Here is a 20,703-nt window from a genome sequence, read left to right as displayed (position 1 = left end):
TAAGATTACAGACGACAGAAAACGCCAGAGTCTTATTACCTAAGCGTAAGACCCTGCGGCAAGCACATCGCGCGCCTGCGCAACATCCTGATTAATCTGTTCGATCAAAGCATCAATGCCATGGTACGCAACCATAGGGCGCAGGTGCTTCACAAATTCCACGACCACATGCTGCCCATAAAGGTCAAAGTCCTCAACACGTTCTTGAGGACGGTTAATAACATGCGCCTCAACCTGACGGTTTTCAATGCCGTCGAAGGTTGGGTTTGTACCCACGGATATAGCCGCCGGATGCTTTTCACCAGACTCATCGGTCAACCATCCGGCATACACACCATCAACCGGGATAAAGCCGCGCGCCTCCAGCTCCAAATTTGCTGTAGGGAACCCCAATTCACGCCCACGCGCCAAGCCGTGCACGACTTCCCCGTACATCAGGTGCGGACGACCAAGCAGCCGAGCCGCACCTTCCATGTCCCCCGCGTTCAGATATTCGCGAATGCGGGTTGAAGAGCATCGGGTTTTTTCATCGGCCATCAAATCATCAACCACGATGACCTCAAACCCGTATTTCTTCCCCAGTTCGCGCATTGTGTTTAAATCGCCCGAATTCTTGTGCCCAAAACGCACATCGTCGCCGATCACGACATAACGTGCACGCAGGGTATCAACAAAGACGGACTTCACAAATTCTTCGGGGCTCTGCTTCGCAAACTCTAGGTCGTAATGCAGCAGTAGGTAGTTCTGCAGGCCAAGCTGGCACATGAAATAACGTCTTGACCCCTGACCCATGATTTCCTGATGCTTCAGTTCAGGATTATGCACCTGCATGGGGTGCGGATCAAACGAAACAGCAACCGAAACAAGCCCGTGCTCATTCGCTACCTCGACAACACGTGAAATAACGCGAGCGTGACCAATATGCACGCCATCAAAATTGCCGATAGTCACTACGGACGGACCGAAATCCGCCGGAATATCGCTCAACTCGGTATAGAGGGTCACGGGCTCTCCTGGTAAGAAATAATGTACCTATACATCCTAAACCAGTCTGAAGACGTATGTAGAATTACCACCCCGATAAACCTGAAGGATTTTCGAGACCCAACGCTAACGAGAGGATTTCCCCTGTTGCGAAGCTTGAAGCATATCCTGCCGAATCTTATTGGACTTATTAATCCAGGCGTACCAAATCAACAGGCATGGAGGAATGACCAGCTCAGTCACCATCAGCACGATCAGCGACCAATGCGGGGTACCGTGGGTAGCCCACGACATAATACGTCCCACGCCGCCTAAGAAAACCACCAAACAGGATATCACCAGCATATTGACCCACTTGAACTTCACGGCGATAACGAGGAATGAGAGCCCCAAACCGAAGTATATTGCGGCGAAAAACGCATAATTTGATTCCAGAGAAGCATTTGCCGCCAGAGCATCATTCTCTGGCACAGCACGGGCGCCAGAGAAGATCTGCCACCCCGCATAGAGCATAACCAAAGCACCATAAAGTGCGGTCACAGCGCGAAAAACCCCTTGGTTCTGAGGCTTGGCGACGTCCTCCACCGTACGCACGGCCGTCGTTTTCTGCGATGCTGCAGGGGCAGTATTTTTTGATCCGCGAGCAGATTTCTGAGCACTGGATTCAGATCCGATTTTCTGTGCAGGCTGTTGAGCCGACGCAGTGCGCGCTTTCTGCGGATACTCCGACTGCGCTGAAATCACCGGCTGCGGCTGAGTTACCGGTTCAGAGGTTGAAAGTGGTTTTTTCTCGGCCTTCTGCGAGTTCTTATCACGAGTCATAGTTCTCTCCTTTTAGTTTTCGCTATCCTCACCGAGAATTCTGCGACCTGTTCGTAGTGCGATGCGCTGCCCGGTACAGCCACCACAACCCCACCACCGGCAGTACCAAGGGGATATACCCATATCCCTGCCCGAAATGCGACCACACGGATGCTAAAGGGAAAAACTGCGGAGCGGCATACGAGAAAACTCCTATGCCAAGGACGCCAAGAAGCTCCACTACGATGGTGATAACCGCAAGCTGCCTAGCACGTTCTCCACGCTTTGCTAAAGAAACAGCAGCAATAGCATAAATAATTGCGGAAAGAAGCGAAAGCAGAATCGCCAAAGGCGCCTCATCAAATTTACGAATCAGCTGATAACACGCGCGAGCGCCCGCCGACAATGTAAAAATCCCGTACACCACAGCGATAACTTTACCCGGACCGGAGGCATGGCCAGCTGAGGAAACAGCATCGGATTTAGAATTGCCTTTTGTGGTGCGGGAACCCCAAGGGTTCAAAGTATTATGCACATCGTGTCCTTCCCAAGGTGTGTGCGCAGAAGGTGTCTCTAGATGCTTGCGTACTTGCTCTATAATTCAGGCTCTGTGCCCCAGCTATGTGGAGTAAAACCTGTGTCTAATAGTAATACCACAGCATATTCATTCGGTGAACCATCACGATAAGCACGGGCCCTGGAACCGCCAGTAGCAGAGTCGCCCATCGCGTACGCTCGCTGAGAGAATAGAAGAACGCGCCGGCGGGAATAAGCATGGCAGTCACGAGGTACCCGTAATACTCCAGCCAGTCACCACGAGGTCCCGGTCCCACAGCCTGCATGATGATCGACCCTACCAGGTACACCACTAAAAACGCTTCAAGAACAAGCATCGGACCTTGTGAATAGTCATCGGGTTCATAACCACGGAAATACTGTACCAAAGAAGCCAGACACGATAACGTACCGAGTACCACAGTAATCCAGAACCACCAGTCCAAACCAGCGATCATAGCCGCTCCCCCGCTTCCCGCGAGAAGTCAATTCCTGCTTCAAATACGAGCACGGGTGCCGCGCATCGGGTTCCCCGAAACTTCACATTCTCTATAAGAGCCACTAGTGTTCCGTCCGGCGCAAATGCGGCAGTTATCCCCTCGGTATTGGCATGCTGAGATTCCGGGCTTTGTGTGCCTAAGACAAGAGCATCTGAGCCTTCCTCACTGACTGTAATGCGCCGACCAAATGAAATATCGGTCGCCTCTTGCGTCGTAAGCTGCCGAACGTTGAACAGACGACGTGCCGCCTCCTCAAGAGAAAGTACAGGTAAGTCTAGCGGCCCATCAGCGTTCTCGTGTTCCTTCATGAGTTCAGCTAAATCAAACGCCTCACGCTGATACACATTCCCTACACGTATACGGTTCAAAGCACTCAGATGGCCCCCAACGCCCAGGGCTTTACCCACATCACGAGCAAAAGCACGAATATAGGTTCCAGAAGAGCAGGAAACCGTAATATCTACCTCAACAACTGGTACACACGCGGGAGCATCAAGCCCCTCGGCAACAGTATATAGTCGAGTATCAAGTTTGCTATCGCGCACCTCATGAATAGCGGCCTCATGAATCGTGACCTTTCGGGCGGGAAGTTCAATATCCTCGCCGTCACGAACCCGAGCATAAGAACGCACGCCCTTAACCTTAATCGCCGAAACGGCGGAGGGAACCTGCATAATATCGCCCGTCAAAGATCGTACGGCGTTTTCAATCTTCTCCCGAGTCAGAGCCCTCACAGCCTCCGCGCGAGCAATCCCGGTGAGCTCTCCCTCAGCGTCCTCTGTCAGAGTTGTGGCCCCTAACACCAGGCGAGCCTCATAAGTTTTATCCTGACCAACTAAATACGTCAAAAGCTTTGTCGCTTTATTCAAGCCTAAAACCAACACGCCGGTCGCCGCCGGATCAAGAGTACCTGCATGACCAACACGCCGCGTACCGGCAATCCAGCGGATCTTCAAGACTACATCATGGCTCGTCATGCCAGCGGGTTTATCCACCACCAGTAGACCTGACGGTCCACGTTCCCGAGCTTTCGCCACTGTATTAGTCTTCCTCTACTTCGGCCTGCTCAGGTTTCTTGTATGGGTCTGCCTCGCCCGCGTACTGGGCCCCTGCGGATGCGGCAGCAAGTTCAGCATCGCGCTCACGGGTTTTCTTTAAGAGGTCTTCGAGGTGGTAAGCGTTAACCGGTACTTCGTCTGGTACGAAGGTGAGGGTTGGCGTCAGACGCGCGGTAATATTTTTTCCCACCTCAGAGCGCAAAATGCCCTTAGCGGATTCCAACGCCTTTTTTGTGTTTTCTTGTTCTTCTTCAGAACCGTATACGGTGTAGTACAGGGTTGCGTGCTGCAGGTCATTCGTGACCCGGGCATCGGTAACCGTCACAAAACCGAGGCGGGGGTCTTTGACCCGGCGTTCAAGCGCCTGCGCCACAATCACCTTAATACGATCGGCGAGACGGGCTGCACGTGCTGCATCAGCCATAGTTTTCTCCTTGTGGTCAAGTACAGATAGGGGAAACGCCCGCCCCGCATCCCGCACCTTCCGGTACAAAACCAGAATGAAGCGAGATACGGGGAACGGGCGCGTTTCTGCGGGTCTTAGACGCGCGGCTTCTCGCGCATCTCCCAGGTTTCGATGACGTCGCCTTCCTTGATGTCGTTGAAGGAACCGAGTCCAATACCACACTCGAAGCCTTCACGTACTTCGGTAGCATCGTCCTTGAAACGACGCAACGACTCGATGGTGAGGTCTTCTGACACCACAACACCGTCACGTACCAGGCGTGCCTTGGAATTACGCTTGACAATGCCGTTCTTGACCATCGAACCTGCGATGTTACCCCACTTGGAGGAACGGAACACTTCGCGGATCTCCGCCGAGCCGAGTTCGACCTCTTCGTATTCAGGTTTAAGCATGCCTTTGACAGCCTGCTCAATTTCCTCAATCGCGCGGTAGATGACCGAGTAGAACTTCATTTCGACGCCCTCGCGGTCTGCAAGCTCAGAGACACGCTCTGCAGGACGAACGTTGAAGCCAATGATCACCGCGTTGTCCACGGTTGCCAGGTTCACATCGTTCTGAGTAATAGCACCTACACCGCGGTGGATGACGCGCAGCTGAACTTCGTCGCCGCCCACATCAATCTTCATGAGCGACTCTTCCAGAGCTTCAACAGCACCGGAGACGTCACCCTTAATAATCAGGTTGAGGGTATCCATCTTGCCCTCAGCCACAGCGGCATCGAAGGATTCAAGGGTCACGCGCTTACGACGCTTCGCGAGCTGTGCGTTACGGTCTGCGGCCTCACGCTTCTCTGCAATCTGGCGTGCGGTGCGCTCTTCTTCGGTCGAGAGGAAGGTATCTCCCGCACGGGGCACGGTCGAAAGACCCAGAACCTGAACGGGACGGGACGGACCGGCTTCTTTCACTGCATGACCGTTCTCGTCGAACATTGCGCGCACGCGACCGTGTGCCACACCGGCGACAATCGCATCGCCCACATGCAGAGTACCGGACTGCACCAAGACGGTGGAGACCGCACCGCGGCCCTTATCCAGATTCGCTTCAATGGCAACGCCACGAGCTTCCTTATTCGGATTAGCGCGCAGTTCCAGAACGTCGGCAGTCAAGGTTACGGCTTCAAGCAGTTCGGTAATGTTTGTGCCATTCCGAGCCGAAACGTTCACAAACATGGTGTCTCCACCGTAATCTTCAGGTACCAGACCGTACTCGGTCAGCTGGCCCTTGACCTTATCGGGCGATGCGCCTTCCTTATCGATCTTGTTGATAGCCACGACGATCGGCACATCAGCCGCCTGAGCGTGATTCAGCGCCTCAACGGTCTGCGGCATCACGCCGTCATCCGCAGCGACCACAAGAATGGCAACATCGGTAACCTTCGCGCCGCGGGCACGCATAGCGGTAAACGCCTCGTGACCGGGGGTATCGATAAAGGTAATCGCGCGGTCTTCACCTTCGACAGTGGTGTGTACCTGATACGCACCAATATGCTGGGTAATGCCGCCAGCTTCACCCTCAATGACGTTGGTATTCCGAATAGCGTCCAGCAGTCGAGTTTTACCATGGTCAACGTGACCCATCACAGTCACAACCGGAGGACGCACTTCAAGAACGTCATCGCCTTCCGCCTCTGCTTCGGCTTCAAGGTCGATGTCAAAGGATTCCAAGAGCTCGCGTTCTTCGTCCTCGGGAGACACGATCTTTACGACGTACCCCAACTCGGCGCCCAATAGCTCGAAGGTTTCTTCATCGAGCGACTGGGTTTGAGTAGCCATTTCGCCCAAGTGGAAGAGCACGGTAATCAGCGAAGCCGGGTTAGCGCCAATCTTCTCGGCAAAATCCATAATGGACGCACCGCGACGCAGGCGGACCTCAGTCGAGCCATCACCGCGAGGTACTACCACACCACCGGGTGCGGGTGCATTCATCTGCTCGACTTCATTGCGGCGGGCTGCCTTCGACTTACGGTTCTTACGCTTAGAACCGCCACGGCCGAAAGCACCCTGTGCATTTCCACGGCCACCGGGACCCGGACGCGAAGGACCGCGGTTATAGCCGCCTCCGCCACGACGGTTACCGCCTCCGCCACCACCACCGGGTGCTCCGGGACCGGAACCAACGTTCGAGACCTTGGACGGCATAATGGACGGGCTAGGACGGTTGCCGCCGCCGGAACGAGGCGCGTGCGAGCGCGACCCCGATGCGGAACGGGGACCGTTGCCCCCACCGCCGGGACGAGGGGCATTATTGCCTGAACGTTGACCGCGGGGTGGACGAGGACCGCCAGAACGTTGTTCGCCGCGTTCGGGTCGTTTCATTCCCTGCTGCGAGGAGAAGGGGTTGTTACCCGGACGAGGACCAGGCTTCGGGCCCGGTTTTGGAGCCGATGCACCAGGTTTCGGTGCGGGCTTTGGAGCAGCAGGCTTCGGAGCCTCTGGACGAGCCATTCCCTGCTGTGAGGAGAAGGGGTTGTTGCCAGGACGAGGACCCGAAGAAGATTTAGCGGCGCCCTTGGCACCGGGCTTAGGAGCCGCAGATTTAGCTGCAGGTTTTGCACCCGGTTTAGGGGCAGGTTTCGGTGCCGCAGGTTTAGCAGCAGATTTCGCGTCCGCCGGCTTCTTTGGAGCGGCGGGCTTAGCACTAGCAGTTTTAGCTGTGGAAGCTGCAGACTTCCCTGACGCTTTAGTTGGTTTTTCAGCTTTTTCAGGTGCCTGAGCGGGGGCGGGGAACGCTTCACGCAGTTTCTTAACCACGAGCGGGTTAAGGGTCGAGGATGCGCCCTTTACGAATTCGCCTTGTTCGGCTAGTTTTGCAATAACTTCTTTTGACGTTACACCAAGTTCTTTAGCAATCTCGTGTACGCGAGGCTTAGCCAAATTTTCTCCTGTCCTGGCTCGCACCAGGACGGTGCGAACACTAGTGATGTGTGTATGCGCGCACTAGGCTCTCGGTTACGCCTAACACACGCGTGGGCATAAATTTGCCGGGGTGTGAGCACAGATGGGTACTCATGTCGCGGCACTCATTAGATATCCATCAGTTTTCTGACTCGCTTTCGTAATCTGCAAGAAGTCGTCAAACTCGTTGACTTATAGGGATGTGAGTTTCACTCATAGCCCGTAGTTTCGGGCTTGCGCTGAGCGAAGTATTCGGTCAAAACCATAAGGTCTGCGCGAGCAATTGAAACTTTAAAGGCGCGGGCGAAAGCATTTTTACGAAAAGCCTGTTGCTGGCAGGATTCACGCATATGCAGCCACGCACCGCGACCGGGCAAGGTGCGGTGCACATCCGGAAGGATGCGCATCCGTTCTCCGTCGCCGCCGAAACGGACGATACGGAGCATATTCCGCGGATTATCGCGGAGGCGACAGCCAATACAGGTACGGAGAGGTTCACTCATTGCTCTCCCCTCTTCCCCATCAAAACTGTCACAGCCGTTTAGGCACGCCGCTGGGGTGCACGCACCAAACGCACATCTTAAGTGTAGCCCCTCATCTGGGTCACGTCCGTATTCGGTTTCACGAATGCGGAAAGACCCTCTAGGGGCTACAGGGTACTCCTACTAGAATACCGGTTACTACTCGTTTTCGTCTAAATCAAGGCTGCGGGCTACTCGCTCAGCCACCTCTTCTTCGGCACGAATCTGAGCATATTTTGATTCCGCCAAAATATCAATACGCCAGCCGGTTAGTTTCGCTGCAAGGCGCGCGTTCTGGCCTTCCCGCCCGATTGCCAGCGAAAGCTGCTCATCGGGGACAATCGCACGAGCAGAATATTCGCGGGGGTCCGCAATAATAACTTCGGTCACCTTAGCGGGCGAGAGCGCAGCCGTAATAAACTCCGCAGGATCCGTCGAGTAATCAACAATGTCGATCTTCTCGTCGTTAAGTTCAGCGGCAACAGCACGTACGCGAGCGCCCATATCACCGATGCAGGCCCCCTTAGCGTTGATACTGGGGTTCGTTGCGCTTACCGCTATCTTCGAGCGATGTCCTGCCTCGCGAGCAATGGAGTTAATCTTGACCGATCCGTCGGCGATCTCTGGAACCTCATGCTCAAATAGGCGAAGCACCAAGTTCGGATGCGACCGCGAGAGCACAATCGAGGGCCCTTTCTGCCCGCGGCGCGCCTCTAAGAGATATGCACGAATACGGGTTCCGTGGGGATATTGTTCTCCGGGAACCTGCTCGTTCGCGGGGAGTACGGCCTCAATAGTTCCCAAATCGACTTGAACCATACGGGGGTTATTCCCCTGCTGAATAACGCCGGATGCTAAGGTTCCTTCTCGGTCTTTAAATTCACCAAGCACGGATGCATCTTCGGCATCGCGCAGACGCTGCGATAAAACCTGACGCACCGTCGCCGCAGCAATGCGCCCAAAGTTATTGGGCGTATCATCGAACTCATCGATTTTCTGGTTGTCATCGTCAAGTTCCGGCGCAAGAATAGCGAAGTCGCCGGTGGTTCGATCGATGACGGCTCGGGAGCCTTTAATGGCGCCGGGCTGCTTCATATAGGCAAGCACCAGAGCATTTTCAACCAGCGAGAACAGTTCCTCCAAAACGAGACCTCGTTGCTTTGCAAGTGCATGCAGAACGCCTAAGTCGATCGTCATATTGTTGTCCACGCTCTTCAGCCTTTCCCTGTAGCACGGCGCCGGGACGCTTTTTCTGCGCCCCGGCTCCCGAACGGTTTGCTTTATGTTTGTTGAGTGTGAAAAAACAAACAGAAAGCCTATTTTGTACCTATTCTACAGTCTCTTGAGTAGAATTGAAATCAATTTCAACATTAGCGTGCCCAATATTTTCCCAGGGCACAATCACAGCGTCATGGTATGTCTGCTTCTGCCCTTTCTTAGTCTGTTTCTTACGCCGAAGCACAGGGCCTTCGTCCGTAATCTCGTCAAGACGAGCCACGTATTCCGTGCCATCTGTCTGTGTCACTGCTACAAGTCGGGCGCGAGCACGTTTCCAATGACGGCGCTCGGTGAGTTCTCGGGTAGCTCCGGGAGAGGAAACCTCCAACATATAGGGGAAGAACTCATCGTGCTCATCAGCTTTATCCAGAGCCTGTGAGATAGCCCCCGAGATTTCCGCAAGGCTGTCCAGAGAAAGGGAATCTGTCCGATCTTCCGTATAGTCCACGGTAATTTCTACCGTTCGGTTAGCTGCCGGACCGCTGATCTTAATCCTTTCAAGCACGAGCGAAAACTCACTGAGCACAGGTTTGATAGCTTCGTTTACCTCGTCCTCATGTAGGGAGCGTGTCCCAATTTTTGCCGGTGCCGGTTTTTCCGACCCTGCGGATTCGAAGGGACGAGTTACACCCCTGGCGGTTCGTGATGCGGCACGCCGGGAGCGAGCATTGGGGGCGCCGTCTTTCTTACCGGACCGTTTAGGTTTATACGCCATATCTTCCTTCTCTTCTCGATAATCTTGCCAAGGATGATGAACGCGTCTATGCCTGGGAATAGGACCTAAGAGCGGATCTCGGCGAGGATTTCGCGCACCGCATCCGATACGGCAATATCGCGTGCCTCTCCGTTTCGCCGGTCTTTGAGTTCCAAAGTACCGTCTTTGAACCCGCGGCCAATCACTAAGATGGTGGGTACGCCCAGAAGCTCTGCATCGCCGAATTTAACGCCCGGGCTGGTTTTCAGACGGTCGTCCAAAAGCACCTGCACCCCGGCACCTTCAAGCTCCGTGCTCAAGGTTTCTGCGTACTCGTGGGATTGAGCGTCTTTATTCGTGATGACGATGTGCACATCGGCGGGTGCCAAGTTACGCGGCCAGATCAGACCCTTCTCGTCATGATTGCCCTCAGCGATTGCGGCAAGCGCACGGGTTACGCCAATACCGTAAGATCCCATCGTCACGGTCTGGAGTTTACCGTTCTGATCGAGTACTTTCAGTCCCAGTGCCTCGGCGTATTTACGGCCAAGCTGGAAGATATGTCCCATCTCAACACCGCGTGCAGCAATAAGCGGTCCAGAACCATCCGGTGCTGGGTCGCCTTCGCGTACTTCACACGCTTCCAAAGTACCGTCTGCATTAAAGTCCCGCCCGTAAACGAGATTTGCCACGTGTTTGCCGTGCTCGTTAGCGCCAGTAACCCACGAGGTTCCGCGAACCACGCGCGGATCAACGAAAAACGGAATACCGGTAGCAGTTTGACGCTCTTCGGTATTCTCACCCAACATGGGCTGATCGAGAGTAAGACCCGGGCCAATATAGCCCTTGACGAGCTGCGGGAATTTCTTTAGATCCTCCTCAGAAGCAGCCTCAACCTCGATCTCGCCACCGATACCCATGAGCGCACCAATGTTAACCTCGACGCGTCCCAGATCGACTTCGCGATCACCAGGTACACCCACGGCAAAGAGTTTACGCTCCCCGGCGGGGGTAATGGCTGCGCCCACAAAACATTTAAGCGTCTGTTCAGCGGTGAGTTCACCGCCGGTCACCTGCGGGTGCAGGTCGTTCATCTGGGTTACAAGAGTTTCAATCGTGGGAGATTCGGGGGTATCGAGCACGATAGCTGCGGGTGTATCCGTGAAATCAATATCTGCAGGCACAACGGTGGTGACTGCCTCCACATTTGCGGCGTAGCCACCGGCGGAACGCACAAAAGTGTCTTCACCTACAGGGGTCGGATGCAGGAATTCTTCACTGCGTGAACCACCCATAGCACCCGATTGCGCGGTCACTATGACGGTGTCTAATCCCAAGCGGTTAAAAATACGCTGGTAAGCGGCGCGGTGGGCCTCGTAAGCTTCATTCAAGCCTTCGTCGTCCACAGTAAAAGAGTAGGAATCCTTCATGACAAATTCGCGCCCACGCAACAAACCAGCGCGGGGTCGAGCCTCGTCACGGTACTTATTCTGGATCTGGTAAATATACAGCGGCAGATCCTTGTAGGAGGAATAAAGGTCTTTCACCAACAGGGTGAACATTTCCTCATGGGTGGGCGCCAGCAGCATATCGGCGCCCTTGCGGTCCTGAAGGCGGAAGAGATTATCACCGTATTCTTCCCACCGGTTAGTTGCCTCATAGGGTTCTCGCGGCAACAATGCCGGGAAGAGAACTTCTTGGGCTCCAATTGCGTTCATTTCTTCACGCACGATATTTTCTACCTTGCGCAGAACTTTCAAACCCAAGGGCAGCCAGGTATACACGCCAGGAGCGGCACGACGAATATAACCTGCGCGCACTAAAAGCTTATGGCTTGCTACCTCAGCGTCTACAGGATCTTCACGCAGGGTCCGCACGAAGAGGTTGGACAAGCGAAGTACCATGTGTGTTCTCCTTGGATTTGATGCTAGACCTTCACCGCATCCCACATTCCTTAACCCGAAAGCGGCGGCGAACGTCGATGAATAATATAACAAGTCTATAGGTTTCCGCGCTCACAGGCGAAGCATAGTTGGTATAAAAAACCAACGTGTATATTTTCAGACGCTAACGAGTAAGGATAATGGTCGAATATTGCCCAATATCTTCCCATCCGGTGCGCTGATAGAGAGAAAGTGCCCGATCGTTGTAGTTATTAACGTAGAGGCTCAGATGCGGGTGCCTCTCTCGGAAAAGCTCACAGGCCGCAGCAAGAAACGGAGCCGCAAGCCCCAGACCGCGATAGTCAGGGTGCACCCAAACGCCCTGTATCTGCGCAGCGTCCAGATGCGATATACCCAGATCAGCTTTGAAAACCACCACGCCGAGATCGTTAGTGACAATCACGTTTTTGCCTTCGGATACCATCGACCGTACACGGTTTCTGTAGTTGCTGCCGTACCGTGCGATGGGTTCAATACCGACTTCCTCATGGAACATAGCGGCTGCGGCAGGCAGAACATCATCGTAATCTGACAGAACAGTACAGCGCACATATCCTCCAGGGTTCTCTGGAACCGACTGTAACGAGGGTAGATAGCCGGGCAGTTCAGGCAGAGAGGCCGAATAGAGTGAGAATAGATTTTTTTCTGGGGGCAGGTACAGTAGCGGCTGTACCGTCCGAACAGAGAAAGGACTCGCGAGGCGTTTCCTCAAGTACTCCCAGATTGGAAGCACACATTCACTGGGTCCAAAAAGAGACTCAATGCTGCCCCGAGAATGGTAAATGAGGTGAGCAAGAACCTCGGCATGTGAGCGCATTCGATCGTCGTCGGGTAACCAGATGGGAACGGTATTGCTGCCCAGTAACAGCGCGCTCAGCAAGATGTTATCTTCGTAAATCCCCACGAACCCGCGATACTGTGCTGGCAGCTTATTCCCCGTCATGCGTGCTCCGGATGCCGATGCTGGCGGCAGCCCGTAAATATCGTAATGCTCAATAGCGTAGAGGTTCCCCAGCGTATCCGCATAGAGAAGCTCTTCGAGGGCATCTGCATCGCGCCGATCGAGAGCCACCACCTGGGGGGCAGATGAGGAGAAAAACTTTTTGAGCACGCTTTCGATTCTATCTAACGAGAGAGCTATCGCGGTTTTGAATGTGTCACAGCTAAGCGCCCCGCGTCCGTTGAAGGCGAGGCGCTTAGAGATTTCAGACTCGTCGCGTTTATATTCAACGCTACGGACGAGGTACAGCCGTACTATTTGACGGTAACAGCGGGGGCGCCTTCGGGCACGTACTCCCCCGAGGCTTCCATCTCGGCAGCAATACGGGTTGCCTCTTCAAGAAGGGTTTCCACGATCTGATCTTCGGGAACGGTTTTAATAACTTCCCCTTTCACAAAGATCTGTCCCTTACCGTTACCGGATGCCACTCCTAAGTCTGCTTCACGTGCCTCGCCGGGACCGTTCACCACGCATCCCATCACGGCGACGCGAAGCGGAACCTTCATATGCTCCAAGCCCTTGGTCACGTTTTCGGCGAGCTCCCACACATTCACCTGGGCGCGACCGCATGAGGGGCACGAAACAATGTCGAGCTTGCGCGGGCGCAGGTTAAGGGATTCCAGAATCTTGGTTCCTACCTTGACTTCTTCCACCGGAGGGGCCGAAAGCGAAACACGGATCGTATCGCCAATCCCTTGAGAGAGGAGGGTGCCGAATGCTACCGAACTCTTGATGGTTCCCTGGAATGCGGGGCCTGCTTCAGTCACGCCTAAGTGCAAAGGCCAATCGCCGCGGGCGGCAAGCTGCCGGTATGCCTCAACCATAACCACCGGGTCGTTGTGTTTAACGGAAATCTTGAAATCGCGGAACCCATGCTCCTCAAAGAGAGAGGCTTCCCACACAGCGGACTCAACCAGCGCCTCTGGAGTAGCGTGGCCATATTTTTCGAGCAGACGTTTATCGAGCGAACCAGCATTCACACCGATGCGGATAGAGGTACCATGCTCGGAAGCCATCTCGGCGATCTCTTTTACCTGGTCATCGAATTTACGAATGTTACCGGGATTCACACGCACTGCGCCGCATCCGGCTTTAATAGCCGCATACACGTACTTGGGCTGAAAGTGAATATCCGCGATCACCGGAATATTAGACTGCTTTGCGATGATGGGTAGTGCCTCAGCATCTTTATCGGTCGGGCATGCCACACGCACAATATCGCACCCGGCGGCGGTTAGCTCAGCAATTTGCTGCAAAGTTGAACCGATATCGTGGGTCTTGGTGGTCGTCATAGACTGTACCGAAATGGGAGATTCGGAACCGATGCCCACTGTACCTACCTTGAATTGACGGGTCTTGCGGCGGGGTGCAAGAACCGCAGGTGCAGGCTTCGGCATACCAAGGCTAACCGACAAGGCAATCCTCCAAATGTCATAAAAATTGGGGCGCGGGATGCGCCGCTCAGCTTCCTATTGTGCCACCGTCGCGTGCAGAACCACTAATACGGATACCCTAACCGCGAGCAATATCACGATGAGATGAAAAAACGGTAGTCCCGCTCACAATTCGTTTGCGTACACGATCCTCACTAGACGCTATGCGGTGCATAGCTTGCTCCACCATTTAGAACAGCCGCAGGGGTTTAATAAAGTCGGCGGCAATAATCACAATGGACATCAGAATGAAAGCACCCGCTACAACATAGGTAAGCGGCAGAAGTTTGACCGGGTCAAACGGACCGGGATCGGCACGGCGGGTAAGCTTGGCGAAACCACGTCGAATTGCCTCCCACAGGGCACCAAAAACATGCCCTCCGTCTAGGGGAAGAAGCGGAAGTAGGTTAAAGGCGAAAAGCATCAGGTTCATTCCGGCTACCAGCGAGACTAAGGTCGCAGTTTTTGCTTTCAGATCGATACGGTCTGTCGAGGCCACTTCACCGGCAATCCGGCTTACCCCCACTACGGATACTGGGGAGTTCTCATCGCGTTCCTGATTCGAGAAGAGATTTACCCCCAGCTCCCATACGCGCTGTGGCAGCGACCACATGGAATGTGCAATACGTCCCAGCGTGTCGCCCACATTGGGCATTACATCGCCCAACGAGCCTGGAACCATCTCCGAAGTTGGTGAGATACCGATAAAGCCGCCGGTCATCATCTTGAACGACCCATCGTCGTTACGCACATATTCTCGAGTCTTTTCATCCACGACCGGACGCTCCAAAAGCGCCGGGGTCATGGTGAGCTGCTGCTCAGAACCATCGCGTTCAATGGTGACGGTTACGGTATTATTCCCTGCCTGACGAATGTTAGAAGAAACCTGTTCCCAGGTGCTCGTGCGGTTGCCGTTGATAGCAACTATACGGTCATCTTTACGCAGTCCTGCCGCTTTCGCGGGAGATGGTGCCGAAGAGTCAGTACATTCGGAATATGAGATACGGTCTTCGGTGATCGTTGCTTTTGGCACGCAATCGGAAACCGATGCCACTTTATTAGTTGCAGACAGGGTTCCAAAACCGCAGATGAGAATGGCGGTGCATACGATCCCGATGAGCAAGTTCATGCTAGGCCCGCCCAGCATGATAATCATGCGTTTATACACGGGAAGTTTATAAAACAGACGATTTTCATCTCCGGGTTTCAGGCGCTCTAAGTCAGCCTCACGGGCCGCATTCGCCAAAGACCCAAAAGGGCTGGTAGTTCCGGCGCGAAGAGTTTCGATCTCGGGTTCGTGTTCTTCCTCCACGCCAGTGGTACCCTCGGCGTTCCCCTCTGTGGGATGCTCCATTGCCCGTTTCGCACGCTCCTCGTGTTCGGGCGCAGGCGGATACATGCCAATCATAGAAATATATCCGCCTAAAGGAATAGCTTTAAACCCGTACTCAGTTTCACCGCGGCGGAACGAAAAAATAGTTTTGCCGAAACCAATCATATATTGCGGTACACGCACCTTAAAGAGTTTCGCAGGTACCAGGTGTCCCACCTCATGCAGAGCAATAGACAGCGCAATAGCTATCGCCATAATGATGACGCCTGCGGCGTAGAGCAGAATCTCCACGTTTCTCCTTCGCAACAAAAGGTACGGGTTCTCAAGCGGTTTCCCGCGAAGTTTCTAGGGTACTCCCCTAAGCTGTGAAATTATAGGGTACGTGGCGCTCAGGTTATGCGCCGCGTAGGGAAAACCTTCGTGATGGTTATGACGGCATCTTCTTGGCGTAGAACTCACGAGCGTATGCACGTGCCCAAGCTTCGGCGTTCAGAACAGCCTCTAAGCTCATGTCGGCTTCAGCCGTAACCTCGCTACTGGCGGCGTACGCCTCCAAAACACGCGCCACGGAATCCACAATATCGGTAAACCGAATTTTACCGGCGTGGAAAGCGCTAACCGCTTCCTCATTAGCGGCGTTAAAAACGGTGGGAAAGGTTCCGCCCCGCTTGCCCGCCTCTTTAATCATCTGCACAGCAGGGAAAGCCGTCGAATCAAGCGGCTCAAAAGTCCATGTTTGCGCCTGAGTCCAATCACAGGGAGCCGCTACCTGCGGAATGCGATGCGGCCACGTCAGCCCCAAAGCAATAGGCAGAAGCATGGTCGGCGGGGATGCCTGGGCAATAGTCGCGCCGTCTACGAACTGAACCATCGAATGCACAATCGACTGCGGGTGTACCGCAACATCAATGCGGTCAAGATCAACCCCAAAAAGATGGTGTGCCTCTAATACCTCAAGGGCCTTATTCACCATAGTTGCCGAATTGGTTGTGACCACCAGCCCCATATCCCAGGTAGGATGCGCCAGCGCCTGCCGTGGGGTAACATCATGAAGCATGTCACGGGTATATCCTCGAAAAGGTCCACCTGAGGCCGTGAGAATCAGCCGGTCTATCTCGGCGTCGGTGCCACTGGCTAATGCTTGGGCAAGAGCCGAATGCTCCGAATCCACGGGAACCATCGGGGTTTCTAACGGTGAGGCATCGACGGCGGCACGCACAAGCGGTCCACCCGCGATCAGAGATTCTTTATTTGCAAGGGCAACCCGGTGCCCCGCTTTGAGGGCGGTCAGTGTGGGTTCTAAACCGATAGATCCGGTAATGCCGTTGAGCACCACATCCGCCGGATGCGCCGCCGCCTCAACGCTGGCACGTTCTCCCCAGACGATGCGCGGACTGTACCCGCTAATGCCCACACTGCGGGCGGCCGCATCAAGGTATTCTCGCAACCGTTGTGCATCTTGCGCCGTGCCGCTGGTGGCAACAAGCTCGGCGCGTACCCGAACCGCCTGCTGTGCTAATAATTCGAGGGAGCGTGAACCGGCGCTGAGAGCTGCAACCTTCAGCGGTGCATCCTCAACATCGACGGTGGTGCCCGCAAGACGCGCAAGATGCTCTATAACCTGTACTGCTTGGGTGCCAATAGACCCGGTGGAACCGAGTAAAGTAACCCTTCGAGCATCACAAAGTCCGTGTTTAAGAGCTTCGGTGAGGGTTTCGCGGAAGCCCCCAACCCGGGTAGAGGAACCAAACTTCATGTTTACTAGTATCGCATGCTGTCGGTACGGTCTCAGAAAGCTCTGCGGCTGCCAGCAACGTCTTAGGTCAGATCTTGGATAAGCTCGATACAGCGATCCATAAAGGCATCAACCTGGGTTTCTTCATAGCTCACCGAGCCGGTCGCAGACCTAAAGACAGCGTTACGAATAACGGATGTATCAAGCGGTTCTTCGCTATTGAGTTGAGCATAGATATGATGGCATACCTTATCAACATCACCCACAAAATACCCGGCGTGCTTGCGTTTAGAAGGGCGGCGGAAGCGTTCACCATCCGGCCGCTCTAGTCGCTGTGCCAGAAGCTCACCCGCGTCTACGAGGGATAGCTCCCAATTGCTTAAACCGTACTGTTCTATATAACGGCTGCGTTCCAGTTTGGCAAAACGTTCTTCTATACGCTCTAGGGCGCGATCGACGTCCCCTACCGCATAGCCGCCGGGCTCGGTACGAAAAACAACCTGGCGAATAAGCCGCGACGTGTAAATATTAGCGTGCTGCTGTACAGCGCCGCTTAGCTGTTCGTAATCCTCGGCTAGTCGAGCAAAGAGACGATCGACCTCGGTTCGTTTATAACCAGGTTCGAGTTCTGCCGCACGGCCGAAGCCGTTATCTGTACGACTAGTATTCGTTGCCAAGGATTCTCCTTATCATCAGGCAGGGCACACGACGTGAGCAGCTCGTGTGCGTACCCTACGCATAAAGTTTTCGCTATCTTGTGTTCCACTCTAGAGAGGAAGCACAAAGGTAAAAATCAAACACCCAACTGCGGCCGCAAAAAGTACCGAGTCCAGACGATCCATCATGCCGCCGTGCCCAGGCAGGATATTTGACATATCCTTGATGCCTATTCGACGTTTAAAAACAGATTCTACAAGATCACCCGCCGTAGAGGCGATGACCATGACTGCAGCGAGTGGTATTCCCCAGTACCATTTCTGCCCCAAAATACTTAGAGCAATACAGGCTACCACGGCAGACCCAAGATAGGAACCGGCAAAGCCCTCCCAGCTCTTCTTTGGCGAAATGGTAGGTGCTATAGGATGTTTACCCCATATAACACCGGCAATATACCCGAAAGTATCGTTGCTGACTGCCATGAGAAGGATCATCAGGATGCCTGCCCAACCGCGCTCGGTGCTAAAGTACACCATCGAAATTCCGAGGGTCAAGGGTACCCATCCCAAAATTAGAATGAGACCCCTCAAAACTTTATACCGTGAGGCTGTGCGTTTCCTGGGTACCACCAAGGTGACACAAGCAAGTACTAGGGCGACAGCAACGCAGGAGATCCCCAAACCAGTGAATCCCCAAATATACGCTGAGACTGTGGGGATCGGAGCCAGCACCGTCACCAGGGTCAGGGGTAAATTGTAGTCGCGTTTTTTGTTGAGTGCGGAGGCAAGCTCCCAGCTTCCCAGCCCGGTAGAGATCGCGCAGAGAAGCACAAGAAACGGAGGAAAGAAAAGCCCTGTAGTCAGCACCGCGCCGAATGCTACGCCTACGCCGATAGCGGCGGGTAAGTTGCGCCCCGCTCGGGATGCTGTTTTCCCTGGGGCGGGGGCTGTTTCGCTCTTCTTATCCCCCGTATCTTCTCGTGTGTTCATCTCTGAGCCTTAAACCTCAAGCAGCTCAGATTCCTTGTGCTTGTAGAGCTCATCGATAGTATCTACATGTTTCTTAGTGAGGGCATCAAGCTCTTTTTCGGCACGGGCACCGTCGTCCTCACCGGTCTCGCCGTCTTTCACAAGCTTATCAATGACGGTTTTAGCATGGCGGCGCACATTACGTACCGAAACGCGAGCTTCCTCGGCTTTGTGGTTGACCAATTTTATGTATTCTTTACGACGCTCAGAGGTCATCTCGGGCATAACCACGCGGATAGCGGCACCGTCGTTGCTGGGGTTTACACCCAAGTCAGAGTCACGCACTGCTTTTTCGATAGCAGCTAAAGCGCTCACATCAAATGGAACAATCTTAACCGTACGGGCATCTTCAACGTTGAACGACACCAGCTGCTGCAATGGAGTCGGCGCGCCGTAGTAGTCTGCGGTAATAGAGCTAAAAATCGCAGGGTTCACACGTCCGGTGCGGACTTTGGCGAATTCTGTTTTGATAGCTTCAATGGTCTTATCCATCTTCTCGCCGGCTTCGGCAAGGGTTTCTTCGATCACGACGGAATCTCCTTTATAGGGGAAGTCGGCTCATGCCGATTTTGGTAGCTACGGCTACGGGAAACACCAAACGATGCAAACCGCGACCTAGTTATAGTTTAGTCGCCCGAGACTATCTCGGGCGACTTCTCACCGTTTTTTCCTTATGGCTAAGCCGTTGAACGGCTTCTAATGCAAGGAGTATAACGGCATAACGTTTCTTTAGCGGGTTACAAGAGTACCCATCTTCTCCCCCAGAATAGCGCGGGTTACGTTACCTTCGCCCTGCATGCCGAAGACGCGCATCGTCACGTTATTATCGCGACATAGGGAGAATGCGGTCTGATCCAACACACGAATGTTGCGTTGCATAGCTTCATCGTAGGTGAGGTTATACAGGCGCTCAGCCTGAGGGTCTTTATTCGGATCGGCAGTGTAGATGCCGTCCACACCATTCTTTGCTACCAGAACTTCGTCAGCGTGAATTTCCAAGGCTCGCTGGGCAGCTACGGTATCGGTCGAAAAATAGGGCAGACCGGCACCGGCGCCGAAAATAACCACACGGTCTTTCTGCATATGGCGAATAGCGCGGCGAGGAATGTAGGTTTCTGCAACCTGCGGCATAGTAATAGCAGACTGTACGCGGGTATCAATACCTTCTTGCTCCAAGAAATCCTGAAGAGCCAGAGAGTTCATCACGGTACCGAGCATGCCCATATAGTCTGCGCGGGAACGATCCATACCTGCCTGTGAAAGCTCGGCGCCACGGAAGAAGTTACCGCCGCCAATCACGATGGAGGTCTCTACCTTACCCACAGTTGCTGCAATCTGCTGTGCAATATTACGCACAACCCCGGTCGAAATACCAACTTCTCCCCCGCCGAAAACTTCGCCTGAGAGCTTGAGTAGAACACGGCGACGACCGGTGTCGTCTCGATGGATTGGGTGCGTGTGTGAGTCGGTCATAAATACCCTCCAACGGATAAAACTTATGCTGATAACGGGGTGAACACTCAATAGTCCTTATCAAGGATACGCTACGGAAACACTGTCTTGTGGTACACCCTTCGATATTTTTCTCTCTCATTCGACATGCCAGAAGGCGTAGAGTTTAAGAGACTAAATGCTCCGGGCATATAAAACCCTATAAAACCTCAGGTCAACACTGTATCTGCAAGATAATCTATACAGAAAATAGGTTCTGGAACTTTCTTTGCGCTAGGTGCGCAACCTGCACAATATTTATACAAAAAGTCGGATGCTCACCCTTCACAGGGCAAGCATCCGACTTTAGCATATAACCTCAGTAAAGGCTG

The 20,703-nt window shown here is 53.9% G+C and carries 19 protein-coding genes; all 19 read right to left on the bottom strand.

Annotated elements, in window-relative coordinates; translation table 11 throughout:
* Nucleotides 1–39: 39 nt before the first annotated feature.
* A complete protein-coding gene (locus HMPREF2609_RS02635) occupies nucleotides 40–1,005 on the bottom strand; it encodes a bifunctional riboflavin kinase/FAD synthetase (RefSeq protein WP_048755096.1) in 966 nt (321 codons plus the stop codon).
* Between the two features lie 105 nt (nucleotides 1,006–1,110).
* On the bottom strand, nucleotides 1,111–1,806 hold the full coding sequence (locus HMPREF2609_RS02630) for a DUF4345 domain-containing protein (RefSeq protein ID WP_070448427.1): 696 nt from the start codon (nucleotides 1,804–1,806) through the stop codon (nucleotides 1,111–1,113).
* 28 nt (nucleotides 1,807–1,834) lie between these two features.
* The gene (locus HMPREF2609_RS02625; RefSeq protein WP_095343012.1) at nucleotides 1,835–2,320 is read right to left on the bottom strand and encodes a hypothetical protein; all 486 of its coding nucleotides are present in this window, start codon (nucleotides 2,318–2,320) and stop codon (nucleotides 1,835–1,837) included.
* 106 nt (nucleotides 2,321–2,426) lie between these two features.
* Nucleotides 2,427–2,798, bottom strand: a complete 372-nt coding sequence (locus HMPREF2609_RS02620) for a hypothetical protein (protein ID WP_004006242.1) — start codon at nucleotides 2,796–2,798, stop codon at nucleotides 2,427–2,429.
* The gene (gene truB, locus HMPREF2609_RS02615) at nucleotides 2,795–3,877 is read right to left on the bottom strand and encodes a tRNA pseudouridine(55) synthase TruB (protein ID WP_070448428.1); all 1,083 of its coding nucleotides are present in this window, start codon (nucleotides 3,875–3,877) and stop codon (nucleotides 2,795–2,797) included. Before truB ends, HMPREF2609_RS02620 begins: the two co-directional genes overlap by 4 nt.
* Before the next feature lie 4 nt (nucleotides 3,878–3,881).
* Nucleotides 3,882–4,322 (bottom strand): 30S ribosome-binding factor RbfA, encoded by a 441-nt coding sequence (gene rbfA, locus HMPREF2609_RS02610; RefSeq protein ID WP_048753064.1) that lies wholly within the window; start codon nucleotides 4,320–4,322, stop codon nucleotides 3,882–3,884.
* A 116-nt stretch (nucleotides 4,323–4,438) separates the two neighbouring features.
* Complete coding sequence (infB, locus tag HMPREF2609_RS02605) at nucleotides 4,439–7,237, bottom strand: translation initiation factor IF-2 (RefSeq protein ID WP_070534901.1); 2,799 nt, start codon at nucleotides 7,235–7,237, stop codon at nucleotides 4,439–4,441.
* 230 nt (nucleotides 7,238–7,467) lie between these two features.
* Nucleotides 7,468–7,761, bottom strand: a complete 294-nt coding sequence (locus HMPREF2609_RS02600; protein ID WP_080513871.1) for a YlxR family protein — start codon at nucleotides 7,759–7,761, stop codon at nucleotides 7,468–7,470.
* Nucleotides 7,762–7,938: 177 nt separating this feature from the next.
* The gene (nusA, locus tag HMPREF2609_RS02595) at nucleotides 7,939–8,976 is read right to left on the bottom strand and encodes a transcription termination factor NusA (RefSeq protein WP_004006237.1); all 1,038 of its coding nucleotides are present in this window, start codon (nucleotides 8,974–8,976) and stop codon (nucleotides 7,939–7,941) included.
* A gap of 130 nt (nucleotides 8,977–9,106) precedes the next feature.
* On the bottom strand, nucleotides 9,107–9,772 hold the full coding sequence (rimP, locus tag HMPREF2609_RS02590; protein WP_070448430.1) for a ribosome maturation factor RimP: 666 nt from the start codon (nucleotides 9,770–9,772) through the stop codon (nucleotides 9,107–9,109).
* Nucleotides 9,773–9,837: 65 nt separating this feature from the next.
* The gene (locus HMPREF2609_RS02585; protein WP_070534899.1) at nucleotides 9,838–11,655 is read right to left on the bottom strand and encodes a proline--tRNA ligase; all 1,818 of its coding nucleotides are present in this window, start codon (nucleotides 11,653–11,655) and stop codon (nucleotides 9,838–9,840) included.
* 163 nt (nucleotides 11,656–11,818) lie between these two features.
* On the bottom strand, nucleotides 11,819–12,805 hold the full coding sequence (locus HMPREF2609_RS02580) for a GNAT family N-acetyltransferase (protein WP_070534897.1): 987 nt from the start codon (nucleotides 12,803–12,805) through the stop codon (nucleotides 11,819–11,821).
* 143 nt (nucleotides 12,806–12,948) lie between these two features.
* Nucleotides 12,949–14,091 (bottom strand): flavodoxin-dependent (E)-4-hydroxy-3-methylbut-2-enyl-diphosphate synthase, encoded by a 1,143-nt coding sequence (gene ispG / locus HMPREF2609_RS02575; protein WP_080972543.1) that lies wholly within the window; start codon nucleotides 14,089–14,091, stop codon nucleotides 12,949–12,951.
* A 226-nt stretch (nucleotides 14,092–14,317) separates the two neighbouring features.
* Complete coding sequence (locus tag HMPREF2609_RS02570; RefSeq protein ID WP_070534896.1) at nucleotides 14,318–15,751, bottom strand: M50 family metallopeptidase; 1,434 nt, start codon at nucleotides 15,749–15,751, stop codon at nucleotides 14,318–14,320.
* A 136-nt stretch (nucleotides 15,752–15,887) separates the two neighbouring features.
* Nucleotides 15,888–17,216, bottom strand: a complete 1,329-nt coding sequence (gene dxr, locus HMPREF2609_RS02565) for a 1-deoxy-D-xylulose-5-phosphate reductoisomerase (protein WP_048755101.1) — start codon at nucleotides 17,214–17,216, stop codon at nucleotides 15,888–15,890.
* 62 nt (nucleotides 17,217–17,278) lie between these two features.
* Nucleotides 17,279–17,872, bottom strand: coding sequence for a DivIVA domain-containing protein (locus HMPREF2609_RS02560; protein ID WP_004006230.1), 594 nt, complete (start codon nucleotides 17,870–17,872; stop codon nucleotides 17,279–17,281).
* A gap of 90 nt (nucleotides 17,873–17,962) precedes the next feature.
* Nucleotides 17,963–18,841, bottom strand: a complete 879-nt coding sequence (locus HMPREF2609_RS02555) for a phosphatidate cytidylyltransferase (RefSeq protein ID WP_048753052.1) — start codon at nucleotides 18,839–18,841, stop codon at nucleotides 17,963–17,965.
* Nucleotides 18,842–18,850: 9 nt separating this feature from the next.
* Complete coding sequence (gene frr, locus HMPREF2609_RS02550) at nucleotides 18,851–19,408, bottom strand: ribosome recycling factor (protein ID WP_048753050.1); 558 nt, start codon at nucleotides 19,406–19,408, stop codon at nucleotides 18,851–18,853.
* 201 nt (nucleotides 19,409–19,609) lie between these two features.
* On the bottom strand, nucleotides 19,610–20,353 hold the full coding sequence (gene pyrH, locus HMPREF2609_RS02545; RefSeq protein WP_004006227.1) for a UMP kinase: 744 nt from the start codon (nucleotides 20,351–20,353) through the stop codon (nucleotides 19,610–19,612).
* Nucleotides 20,354–20,703 lie beyond the last annotated feature (350 nt).

The organism is Rothia sp. HMSC058E10, from assembly GCF_001809415.1.
Taxonomy (GTDB): Bacteria; Actinomycetota; Actinomycetes; order Actinomycetales; family Micrococcaceae; genus Rothia; species Rothia dentocariosa.
The sequence above is the reverse complement of the archived record's forward strand: the minus strand, read 5'-3'. Positions and strand labels throughout refer to the sequence as shown.